We start from the raw sequence: 11,577 nt of genomic DNA on the forward strand, positions 1-11,577 counted from the left end.
TGCGCGGCGCGGCGAATCATCGTCATGCGTCCCGCAGGGCGAAGCCGGCGCCGCGAATATTGGTCAGCCGCATCGTTGCACCGATAGCAGCCAGCTTCTTGCGCAAGCGGTGCACGGTCACCTCGAGCGCGTTCGGCGTGACCGCCTCCCCGAGCCCCCACGCGGCATGCTCGAGTATCGAATGCCGGACGGTCCGGCCCGCGGCTTCGATCAGGCAAAGCATGACCTGCAACTCGGCCGGTGCAAGCAGGATCGTCCGGTCGCCACAGCGCATCGCGCGCTGTGGCGGGTCCACGGTCACATCCGCGAACGATGCGACGAGCGTCGTCAGCAGCGCCGGACGCCGCATCAGCGTACGCACGCGGGCAACGAGTTCGCTCATTTCGAACGGCTTTGTCACATAGTCGTCTGCACCGCTTTCGAGTCCGTCGATGCGATCATGCAACGCGTCACGTGCCGTCAGCATCAGGCAAGGCATCATGCGCCCCGCCGCGCGCAGCGTCCGCAAGAACGCCAGGCCATCCCCGTCAGGCAATCCGCGATCGATGATCAGCAGCGCGTAGTCGGCCCGGTCGACACCGTAGGCGGCTTCACGGACATTGCCGAACAGATCGGATTCGATTCCCGCTGCGGCCAAAGCCTGGCACAACATGTCGGCGAGGCGCTCATGATCCTCGACAATCGCAACTCGCGGCATCCTCGCTCTCTCACTTGAATCGATACATATAGCCGATCCGGGCCTCGGGAACGAACCGCCGCCCGACGAGCGGACTGTCGGTGATGCCGTCACCGAGGCGCGACACGCCCACGTCCAGAAAAATCGTCTGATGCTCCGTCGGCCGGTAGTCGATGCGGCTGCCGGCCGACACGTTCACTGCGGAACCCGCGCTGTATGCGGCGCGTCCCGCACGCGCCTCGGATGGTCGCACACCGTAATAGTAGTCGACGTATTTGTTGCCCAGCCATTCCACGCCGACATGCGGCGTGATCGAGAATTGTCCGAAAGCAAACGCCTTCTCGAAGCCGATTTTCGCACGCTCGCCCTTGTTTCCTCCGAGCAGGAAGGTGCCCGACAACGTGCCGAACCCGGTGTCCCATGAAAGCGCAGGCCCGTACCATAACGCGCCCTTGCGATTTTCCATGCCGTTCAGGATCGGTGCGTCCGAGCCCTTGTATCCGTCGAAGACCGAGAACTGGCCACGAAGCGCGACGCTGACACCGCTCCAGTTGCCGATTTTCAGATCGACCGTGGTGCCGAAGGCCTGTACCCATTTATTGTCGAAGTAGATCAGCGGGAGCGGCAACACGCGGCTGCCATCTCCCTTGTAGGCCGACGGTTCGATGCCGACTCCTGCCCCCAATCCCCAATGCGTCACGTTCGTTGCATGGTTGAGTATGGTCAGCCCCGAATTATCGGCATCGGGTGGGATCGTGCCCTCGTCCGCCCACGCGGAAGCGGAAGAAAGTGCGAATGAAGCGGCAAGCAGCAATAACGGGCGTTCGCGGCGGGAAGCATTTTTCACAATCATTTTCCTGGAGTCGACGATCGAAACGGGGGCTACTGTAGGACCAGTCGACTTACCGCTCACTTACCGGGAAAAATATCGCTGCGCTGCGTGCCTGGCGGGGAATGTCGGTCGTGGGAAATATCGGCGCAGGGTGGGCATGCACCGCCCTGCGCGCGTCAGGAATGTGGCGCCACGCAGCGCCACGACTCCGTCAGAACACCGTATGCAACCCCACCCGCGCCACCGCCTGACTCGCAGAACTCGAAGCCCCGTTCGGGTCCAGCACGCCATTGACCTGCGCATTCGCACCGCTGTTCGCGCGCTGATAATCCGCCGAAACATAAACCATCGTCCGCTTCGACAACAGATACTGAAGCGCCATGCTGACCTGATGAGCATGGTTGTTGTTCAGCGCTTCATTGCCCTTCATGTACATGTACTTCGCGCCTAGCACGACATCCGGCCTGATCCGCCACAGACCTCCGGCTTCAGCCATCCACACGCCGGCATCGTTGAACGAATTGCGCACGGTGGTCATCAGCGCCTTCGCCGCAACGACACCGAAGTCGTAGTGCATCCCGACGCCCCAGTTGCGCACGCTGGTCGACGGCACGCCCGGCGCCGGGCCGTACTTCTCGTTCGTATAGGCCGCGCCCACGCCGAACGGCCCCAGCTCGTAGTTCACCCCAGCGCTGACGGCATTATCCGCGCCGACCGAACCGGCCACGCCACCAAACGCATACATCACGCCCCCAGAAAAGCCCGCGACCGTCGGCGAACTGTATTTGACGGAATTCGCGATCGGCTTGCTGCCTGCCGTGCGGTCCCAGTCGAACGCGCCGGTCGGGTTGTCCGGGAGCGCGAGCCGCTGGAATGGGCCGTTCCGAAAGCCGTACAGCCCGGAAATGTCCCGTGAAATCGCATTGCCCTTCGAAAAGAGGGAATCCACCATGAAGTCGTACTGATTGCCCAGCGTGACGCTGCCGAACCGGTCGCTTTCGAGGCCCACGTATGCGTTGCGTCCGAAAATCCCGGTCCCGATGATCGCGCCGTTCGCCATCGAGAACTGGTTCACGAGCGCGAACGTGGCGCGATACCCGCCACCGAGGTCTTCCGTGCCGCGCAAGCCGAAGAGGTTGGGCGCGAATATGCCGTCGTCGAACTTGACGTTCTTTCCGCCGCCCTCGTTGCTGACATACGTGATGCCGGAATCGATCAGACCGAACATCGTCACACTGCTCTGCGCCCATGCGCCCTGCGCGACGGCAAGAACCGCGAATACGCCAAACCTGAGTTTCATGTTGTCTCCGTCTTTTTTATGAAAATGCGAGCCCGCTACCCGCTACGTGGCGGATGCTCGCTCATTGCTTCGTAGAAAATCGCCTTGATTCAGGCAGTCACGTCAACACCGGAAATATGATTAGTTTTACTGATTTATTAATACAAAAAATCGTCACGCGAACCGACATCGATCCGCACGGTTCAGAACCCGCGAATCAAGCGCCTCGAAAGATGACCCACGCCGTGGAATCCACCTCGACCGCCACGGCCTCCAGCGCCGCACCCGAGCAGGGCCCGTCGATACACACACCGTCATCGAACCGGAACAGCGCGCTGTGATGGGCACACATCAATACCTGCGACCGGTAGCAGGAAACGGTGCCCGGTACGAAATCGAGCGGAACCGAAAAGTGCGGGCAACGATTCACGTACGCCCACACCTGCTCGCCCCGCCGCACCACGATTACGGAACGTCCGATGCAGGCTTCATCGACGACCCGCGCGCCGCCGTCGGGCACATCGGACACGCGGCAGAGTTGTCTTGCTTCCATCGCTCACACTCTCTGCTCGGGGTTTCCGAGGCTCCAGTCCCACGGACGTACCTCCACGTGCGAGAACAGCCCCTCCTTCACATACGGGTCGTTCCCGACGAATTGCATCACCGCCTGGATGTCGTCCGCCTCCACGACGAGCAGCGTTCCGTTCATCGCATCGCCCTGCGGATCCAGCGTCGGGCCGCCGAGCCGCACAAATACGCCGTGATCGGAAGCCGAGCGCAGATAGGTGCGATGAATCGGCCGCACGCGGTCGCGCACGTCGCGCATGCCCGGCTGGTCCGTCGCAAACACCGCGAAAAATCGCGCCATGTCGATCAGCTCCGGTCGAGGACGAAGTCGTACGTCGCTTCGCGGTACGGGCCGTTCAGGCCGATCTGGTCATTCATCGCGTCCGTCTCCCTTTGCGCGTCCAGCCGTTCAATGCGGTGCGCGTCCTTCCCATGCGCGCTGAAGCAACGCGCGAATCGCGTCGCGCTCGATCGGCCGCGGATTCGCATACGGGTTCCGACATGCGATATCGGCCGCTTCGTCGAGGCCCGCCTGCGGCATCCCGATGTCGGCGAGCGCCGGCGCGATGCCGAGCTGCGCGTTCAACCTGAACAGCAGCGGGCCGGCTTCGGCCGCTTCGTTCCCGCCCAGCGCACGCGCAACGCGGCGCAGCGCATCGGGCGCCGCGGCGTGGTTGTAGTGCGCGGTATGCGGCAACATGGCTGCATGCGTCTGCGCATGCGGCAGGTTGAAGGTACCGCCGAGCGTGTGACAAAGCTTGTGGTGCAACGCCATGCCGACCGCGCCCAGGCAGGTTCCCGCGAGCCATGCGCCATACAGAGCGCGGCTGCGCATCGCCCGGTCCTCCGGATCACGCACCACGACGGGCAACGCTTCGCCGAGCGCGCGAATCGATTCTTCGGCCATCAGGCTGATCACCGGGTTTGCGTCTTCCGCATAGAGCGCCTCGACGGCGTGCGCCATCGCATTGATGCCCGACGCCGCCGAAATGCCCGGCGGCAGCGACAACGTCAACGACGGGTCGTAGAGCACGGTACGAGGCAGCACGCGTGAGTCGCGCCCGGTGCGCTTCAGGCGGCCTTCGGTGAGCCCGTAGATCGGCGTCATCTCCGAGCCGGCGTACGTCGTCGGCACGGCCAGGATCGGCAGCGACGATTCGAGCGCAATGGCCTTGCCCAATCCGATCGTCGAGCCGCCGCCGATCGCGATGCAACAGTCCGCGCCCAGTTCGCCGGCCATCTCGCGAGCGGCGCGCGCGACTTCGACCGGAACGTGCATGACAGCCTGCGCGCACACGCCGGCGGCACGCTCGCCCAGTATCTCCTTCACGCGGTCGGCGAGCGGCCGCTGCTCGGGTGTGGTCAGGATCAGCGCCCGGCGGGCGCCGAGTGTCGACAGCTCGTCCGGCAGCCTCGCGAGCGCGCCCCATTCGAACACCACGCGGGAAGGCGTGCCTTGATAGACGAAGCGATCCATGCAAAGCCTCAGCGCTTGAAGTGCGGCGGCACGTTGCCGTCGACGTTGACCCACACCGACCGCGCTTCCGTGTAGTCGTGCATGGCCTCGAAGCCCATCTCGCGGCCGTAGCCCGACTTGCCTACGCCGCCGAACGGGCTGCCCGGGTTGACGCGCTTGTAGCAGTTGATCCAGCACATGCCCGCATTGATTTGCGACGCCATCTTGTGCGCGCGTGAGAGATCCCGGGTCCAGAGGCCGCTGCCCAGCCCGTATTCCGTCGCGTTGGCAATGGCCAGCGCTTCTTCGTCGCTGCCGAAGCGCAGCACGGTGACGAATGGGCCGAACACTTCCTCCTGCGCGACGCGGTCGGCCGCGCTCCTGGCCTCGATGACCGTCGGGCGCACGTAGTAGCCATCGGCAAGCGCCGGATCCTGCGGCGCGCTGCCGCCGGTGAGCACGCGGCCGCCCTGCTCGCGCGCGACGTCGACGAACGACAGCACGCGCTCGAGGTGCTGCTTCGACGTCAGCGGCCCCATCTCGGTGTTGGCGTCGAGCGGGTTGCCGATGCGGATCGACGATGCGAGCGCAACGAATCGCTCGAGGAACGCGTCCGCGATGCGTTCGTGCAGCACGAGACGCGAGCCCGCGATACACGCCTGCCCCTGGTTGTGAAAGATCGCCCATGCTGCGCCGTTGATGGCCGCGTCGAGGTCGGCATCGTCGAAAACGATGTTGGCGCCCTTGCCGCCCAGTTCGAGCTGAACGCGCTTCAGGTTGCCCTGCGACGCTTCTACGATCCGGCGGCCGGTCGCCGTCGAACCCGTGAACGCGATCTTGCCGACGCCCGGATGTTCGGCGAGCCGCTGGCCGGCCGTATGGCCGTAGCCGGGGACGATATTGACGACGCCCGCGGGGAACCCGACCTCGGCCATCAGCTCGACGATGCGCAACGTCGACAGCGGCGTGATTTCCGACGGCTTGAGCACCACGGTGTTGCCGGCGGCCAGCGCCGGGCCCATCTTCCAGCTCGTGAACATCAGCGGAAAATTCCACGGCACGATCTGGCCGACGACGCCGATCGGCGCACGCTGCACGTAGTTCAGGAAGCCGGTTTCGACGGGAATCACCGAGCCTTGCAGCTTGTCGGCCATGCCGCCGAAGTAGCGGAAGCAGGCGGCCGTGCGCGGCACGTCGAGCGAACGCGAATCACGAATCGGGTGGCCGGTGTCCAGCGACTCGAGCTGCGCCAGCTCCTCCGCGTTGGCTTCGATCGCGTCGGCCAGGCGCAGCAGCAGCCGGCCGCGTTCGGCGGCCGGCATGGCCGACCATTTCGGGAACGCGCGGGTGGCCGCGTCGACGGCGAGATCCACGTCCGCCGCGGTGGCCGCCGCGATCTTCGCGATGACGGAACCGTCGTGAGGATTCAGCACGTCGATCGTGCCGCGGTCGACGGCGTCAACGAAGCGCCCGTCGATGAAGAGTTGGGTTTGCATGAATCGTCCTCGGTGTATGGCAGAAGCTGAAGCGGGAACCGGAGCGCGGCTTAGAACGCGATCGGGTACGGCGCCAGCTCGCCGCTCTCGTAGCGTTGCGGCAGGTCCGGCGTCGCGTTTTCCCACACCAGCAGCATCGAGCGCTTCGTCGAGTAGCCCTGGTGCCGGATGTCGGCGGGCATCGCGCAGATGTCGCCCGCGCGCATCGTGACGCGCGCCCTGGGCGCGCCGGTATTCTTGTCGCCGATTTCCCACACGATTTCGTCGGACAGTTGCAGGAACCATTCGACGCGATCGTTGCCGTGGAAAACCGGCAGGATGAATTCCTCGGTGGTCGGGCAGAACAGGCTGCGCCCGCACACCGACGTGACCGACGGATTCCACGTCACGTCCGAGCGCGACAGGTACTTGAACAGGTTGAACGCGTGCAGCTCGCCTTCGAAGCCCGGCTCGACATGCACTTCCGGCTCGTCCTGCGCGACGTCGAGGAACGCACGGTTGACCGGCAGTTCGTCACGCAGCGGCGAGTCGCCTTCGAGGCCCGGCATGCGGCGCGTCGCGATACGCGTGCGCTCGATGGCCGCGCCGTTGTCGCCGTGCTTGCGCCCGAATGCCGTGCCCGTTTCCTCGGGCGCCGCGAACGGGTCGAATCCTTCGTTGGTCCAGTCGTGCAGCATCGCCTTGAAGGTCGCCATGATGGTGGGCGTTTCGAAGGTCTCGGTGTAGTCGACCCCGGCGTCCTTCAGGATGCCGTTGAACGTGCCCGCATACATGTCCACCTTGCCGTAGTGATTGCGCGTGCCGAACACGTGATCGAAATTCACCCAGCCGTAGAAGAAGCCCCATGCCACGTCGCGCATCATCGCGCGCAGGAACGCGTCGGCCGGCATCGCATGCGTGCGCGTGCGGCCTTTCGCGGGCCAGCTGATCGTCACGAAATATTCGTCGCGCTGGAACGCGAATTCGCCGAGCTGGAAGCGGCGGTAGCCGGTGACGGCATCGGCTTCGGTGGATCGCACCAGATCGGCGGCAAAGCCCGCGGATGCGTCGAGGGTTTCGAGGGTGGCCATAACGTGTCTCCTGGGATAGTCGAATGAGGGCGGTCGGAACGGTCAGTGCAGGCAGATCTCGGCCCACTTCTCGACCGACAGCTCGCCGAGCACGGTCTGCACGAGCGCGACGCCCGGCTTGCTTGCGGTGAAGCGGTATGCGCAGCCGGCCGGCAGCAGCGCCTGATGGCCCTTGCGCAGCACGACGTACCCCATGTTGCGGCCGGCCGGCTGCGTGCCGGCGCTCACCGTGCCGCGACCCGATTTCGGCGGGTTATCGAGCTTGATGAATTCGATCCGGACTTCGTTATCCATCTGGATCACGAACTCGTCATGCGCGCATGCGAACCACGGCGACTGGCCGTCGGTCCTCAATACTTCGATCACGTATTCGAGATTCTTGCCGGCGACGACCTTTTCGTAAGGGGCCGACTTCGAGGCCACCTCGAAGACATTCGAGAAGGCGTAGTGCTGGGCGCTGCCGCTGGTGATTTCGATCTCGCCCTTCCGGTAATCGTCGAGCGAGCCGAAGACGGTATGGAATGCCGTGCTGGTCATTGCTGTCTCCTGAGTTGAACTATTTGTTGGATTCAACTCTAGGGGCAACGGACAGCGGTAACAAGGCAACGGACGGCGATTACGGCATTTGCGTTTCGCGAATAATCCGCGCGGTTCAACGCACCCAGCCACGCTCCAGCAGCGGAAGATCCCACGGGGATTCGTCGCCGATATATTCCGCGAGGAATTCGACCAGCGCCTTCACCTTCAACGCCTGTCGCTGCGTTGCGGGATAAACGGCGGCAAAGCTCAGCGGCGCGAGCTGGTAGTCGGTCAGGATCGGCACGAGCCGGCCCGCGACAAGCGCGTCGCTCGCCACCAGGGTGGGCAGGCAGACGATACCGCCGCCTGTCAGCGCGTACTCGCGCAGCAGGTGCACGGAGTTCGAGCGGATCATGCCCGGCAGCTCCATTTCGACGACCTCGTCGTCGCGCGTCATCGTCCAGCGGTTGCGCGACGGATAGCCCGAATACAGCGCGGTCGTGTGCTGCAGCAAATCGCGCGGATGTTGTGGTGCACCATGTGCTTCGAGGTAGGCGGGCGACGCGCAGAAGAGGCGCCTGACCGTGAACAGCCGCCGCTCGATCAGCGACTCGGAAATCGGCGGAAAGATCTGGAACGCGATGTCGAACCCTTCTTCGACAGGATCCACGACACGGTCATTGACGATGACGTCGAGCTGGATGCCCGGGTAGCGCCGGTTGAATTCGACCAGCGGCGCGCCGAAGTGATCGAGAGCGAAGCCGGGCAGCATCTGGATGCGCAGCCGCCCGGTGGGCGTCGCGCGCAGCTCGCGCATCTGGTCCGTCAACTCGTTGACGCGCCCCACTACCTCCGCACACTCGCGATAGAACGCCTCGCCCACTTCGGACAAGCGCACGTGGCGCGTACTGCGATGGAACAACGGTGCGTTGACGAACTTCTCGAGCTGCTGGATGCGGTTCGTCACGACAGAACTGGTCACGCCAAGCTGCCGCGCCGCCTCGGCAAAGCTGCTCGCCTCCGCCACCCTCACGAATGCCTCGATGCTCAGGAACCGGTCCATACCGCACCCTTTTTCGACAGCGAAACCGGCAGTCTACCCGTGCGGGCAACGGGCTGTGTCATGCGAAAGGCGTCACTGTGTCGCCGATTCGATGTCAATCTCGGCATGCGCCGGCACCGGCGTTTGCCGCCGTGCCCGCGCGGGCCTTACCGCGACTGCTTTCCGGTTGCCAGTTCCGGCTGCACGCCCACCCGACGCTGCAGCACGGCAGGCGCGGTTTCCTTCAACAGCAGGCTGACCACGATGCCCAGCATGACCGCGCACATCGGCAGCCACAGAATGTTCTGGATACCAAAGTGTGCGGCAACGTAGCCGCCCATCGCCGGCGCGATGCCGCCGCCGAAGATCTCGCCGACGCCGACCACCATGCCGATGGACGTCGACACGAGACCGACGGGCGCGGCCTCGGTCGCCACCGGGCCGGACAGCAGCGACACCAGGCCGAGCGTGAAGAACGACGCGACGAACAGGACCCCGAACAGCGCGAGCGGCTGCGGGCCGAGGCCGCGGAAGATATAGAGCATCACGGCCGTTCCCGTGAAGCCCGCGATACTCGCGAGGCGCCGGCCGACCAGGTCGGACAGGCCGGGCAGCCCGAACTGGCCGAGAAAGCCGCCGAAGCCGATCGCCGACACGACGAGGCCCATCTTCTGCGTGCCGAGCGACAGGTAATCGGTCAGATACAGCGGCAGCAGCGCGCCGAGCACGAATACACCGGTCATCGCGCAGCACAGCGCGGCCATCGCCACGAGGATGTTGCGGCTCTTGAGCACATGGCCGAGCGACGCCGGCGCATGTTCCGACGCGACCTCCTTCGTGACCTTCGGCTCGCGGATGACGAAGAACATGATCGCGCCGAGGATCAGGCCGGGAACGGCCACGAGCGCGAAGACCCAGCGCCACGACACGAAGCCGAGCAGCTGCGTGGCGATGATCGGCGACAGCGCCAGCCCGAAAAGCGCGAAGCCGCTTTGCTGCAGGCCGAGGTTCAGGCCGCGCCGCCGCGGATGAGAGGCATCGGCCGTCGCGGCAAAGCTCGTCGGACAGAACGAGCCCTCCGCGACGCCCATCAGCCCGCGAATCGCCATCAGGCCGAGCAGGCCGCCCGCGAGCCCCGAAAAACCCGACAGCAGCGAGAACGCGATGATGGCCGGAATCAGCACCTTCCTGCGGCCGACCTTGTCCGAGATGCCGCCCATCAGCGCGGCGAAGATGCCCCACGACAGCCCGAGCACGCCGATGCAGTTGCCGACGTCCTGCGCGGTCAGGTTGAGGTCCTTCATGATCGAAGGGAACAGCGGCGCGATGAGCCAGCGGTCGAGGCCCACCAGCCCGAAGCCGAGCGCCAGCAGCGTCACCGCCTTCCACTCATAGGAGGTATCCCACTCGTTTGCTTTCATTTTCCGTCTCCGTGGACGCTGGTTCGCCTGCGCGCGCCGAAGCGCCTGCGCCTATGTCAGGTCCGATGGTTTTTGTGTGCGATGCGAATCGCGAGGAAGTGCCGGACGCCGTTCCGGTTCGAGATGTCGAATACGGTCAACCGACGCCACCACGATAGGGGCAAGGCCGCCAATCGGGTATGGAACAACCGGCGAACGCGCCATTCGCGAAACGCAAATAATCGGGTGTCGCGGGCGGGAAGTGGCTGCGGGGAAGCGCCGGGCGAATGGGGGCGGCGTCGAAGTGACGCTCATGTGTGCGTCACGGGGGAATCCCTCATGGACATCGAGGCATCCGCGTACAACCCCGTGAGAAAGGACAATGCATCGGCTTCGACTGACGCGATAGAACCGGCGGTTCCTGCGTATCCCGAGCGACCTGCCGGCCCCGGGGAGCATGCCCGTCACGCGCCTGAACGCGCGACTGAACGCGGCCTGCGACGCGTAGCCGAGCCGCGGCGCCAGGAGCAGATTCGCGCTTCACCGAAGCGAGAATCGGCACGTGCCCCGGATAGCGCTTCCCGCTCGCATCGAAACAGCCGGGAACAACGACCCGGCCTGCTTCACCGCAATGCCTTTACCGTGACTCGCGCCGGCCAAGATAGCTGTCGCCCCAGTCTTTCATTGCGTTCAGCATCGGTGCAAGGGTGTGGCCCAGTTCCGTCAGCGAATATTCAACGCGAGGCGGAACTTCCGCGAACACCTTCCGGGAAAGGATGCCGTGCGCTTCAAGCTCTCGAAGCTGCAGCGTCAGCGACCGCTGTGTGACACCGCCGATGAGGGTACGAAGCTCCCCAAATCGCTTCGTACCACTGAGCAGATAGTAAATGATCAAAGGCTTCCACTTTCCGCCGATGACATCGACTGTCGCTTCCACCGTGCATCGGTACCCGTGTGTGTTCGGCTTTTCCATGAGCCGATAGTATAAAAATTTGGTTCTTCGCAGGAAACCGTGGAGGGTTTGAGGGCGATTGCGTAATCTGACGCCTGACTTTAGGAGGTCAGGAGGAAGAATTGCTCGATCGCAAGGCACTTCAAGCGCTGGGTTGCTGGACCGGCTATCGGTTAGAGCGGGTGGAATGGCCGGAAGGAGAAAGCCACACGCTGTCGCTGTATCTGAAGCCGGTCAGCAAGGTGATGTACTGCGAACAATGCGGGGCGCGCTGCCAGCAGATCCACG

At 64.4% G+C, this 11,577-nt stretch carries 12 protein-coding genes and 1 pseudogene; 1 reads left to right on the top strand and 12 read right to left on the bottom strand.

Annotated elements, in window-relative coordinates:
* Positions 1–22: 22 nt before the first annotated feature.
* From BFF94_RS28725 to BFF94_RS28780, 12 genes are all read right to left on the bottom strand, one after another.
* Positions 23–697 carry a response regulator transcription factor gene (locus BFF94_RS28725; RefSeq protein WP_128848988.1) on the bottom strand — a complete coding sequence of 225 codons (675 nt, stop codon included), beginning with the start codon at positions 695–697 and terminating at the stop codon, positions 23–25.
* Between the two features lie 10 nt (positions 698–707).
* Positions 708–1,523: a MipA/OmpV family protein gene (locus BFF94_RS28730; RefSeq protein WP_128848985.1), complete on the bottom strand. Its 816-nt coding sequence runs from the start codon at positions 1,521–1,523 to the stop codon at positions 708–710.
* 196 nt (positions 1,524–1,719) lie between these two features.
* A complete protein-coding gene (locus BFF94_RS28735; protein WP_128848982.1) occupies positions 1,720–2,808 on the bottom strand; it encodes a porin in 1,089 nt (362 codons plus the stop codon).
* A 196-nt stretch (positions 2,809–3,004) separates the two neighbouring features.
* Entirely contained in the window at positions 3,005–3,340 is a 336-nt protein-coding gene (locus BFF94_RS28740) for a Rieske (2Fe-2S) protein (protein ID WP_128848980.1), read from the bottom strand.
* A 3-nt stretch (positions 3,341–3,343) separates the two neighbouring features.
* Positions 3,344–3,655 (bottom strand): YciI family protein, encoded by a 312-nt coding sequence (locus BFF94_RS28745; RefSeq protein WP_128848977.1) that lies wholly within the window; start codon positions 3,653–3,655, stop codon positions 3,344–3,346.
* Positions 3,656–3,763: 108 nt separating this feature from the next.
* Positions 3,764–4,831 carry a maleylacetate reductase gene (locus BFF94_RS28750; RefSeq protein WP_128848975.1) on the bottom strand — a complete coding sequence of 356 codons (1,068 nt, stop codon included), beginning with the start codon at positions 4,829–4,831 and terminating at the stop codon, positions 3,764–3,766.
* An 8-nt stretch (positions 4,832–4,839) separates the two neighbouring features.
* The gene (locus BFF94_RS28755) at positions 4,840–6,306 is read right to left on the bottom strand and encodes an aldehyde dehydrogenase family protein (protein ID WP_128848972.1); all 1,467 of its coding nucleotides are present in this window, start codon (positions 6,304–6,306) and stop codon (positions 4,840–4,842) included.
* Positions 6,307–6,356: 50 nt separating this feature from the next.
* Positions 6,357–7,376, bottom strand: a complete 1,020-nt coding sequence (locus BFF94_RS28760; protein WP_128848970.1) for a hydroxyquinol 1,2-dioxygenase — start codon at positions 7,374–7,376, stop codon at positions 6,357–6,359.
* A 42-nt stretch (positions 7,377–7,418) separates the two neighbouring features.
* Positions 7,419–7,913, bottom strand: coding sequence for a cupin domain-containing protein (locus BFF94_RS28765; protein WP_128848967.1), 495 nt, complete (start codon positions 7,911–7,913; stop codon positions 7,419–7,421).
* A 115-nt stretch (positions 7,914–8,028) separates the two neighbouring features.
* Entirely contained in the window at positions 8,029–8,958 is a 930-nt protein-coding gene (locus BFF94_RS28770; RefSeq protein ID WP_128848964.1) for a LysR family transcriptional regulator, read from the bottom strand.
* 146 nt (positions 8,959–9,104) lie between these two features.
* On the bottom strand, positions 9,105–10,358 hold the full coding sequence (locus BFF94_RS28775; RefSeq protein ID WP_128848961.1) for an MFS transporter: 1,254 nt from the start codon (positions 10,356–10,358) through the stop codon (positions 9,105–9,107).
* 616 nt (positions 10,359–10,974) lie between these two features.
* Positions 10,975–11,274: a winged helix-turn-helix transcriptional regulator gene (locus tag BFF94_RS28780; protein ID WP_281426300.1), complete on the bottom strand. Its 300-nt coding sequence runs from the start codon at positions 11,272–11,274 to the stop codon at positions 10,975–10,977.
* A gap of 137 nt (positions 11,275–11,411) precedes the next feature.
* Here BFF94_RS28780 and BFF94_RS28785 point away from each other — a divergent pair.
* A pseudogene (locus tag BFF94_RS28785) lies at positions 11,412–11,577 on the top strand (ISL3 family transposase); the annotation flags it as partial.

Source organism: Burkholderia catarinensis, assembly GCF_001883705.2.
Lineage (GTDB): Bacteria > Pseudomonadota > Gammaproteobacteria > Burkholderiales > Burkholderiaceae > Burkholderia > Burkholderia catarinensis.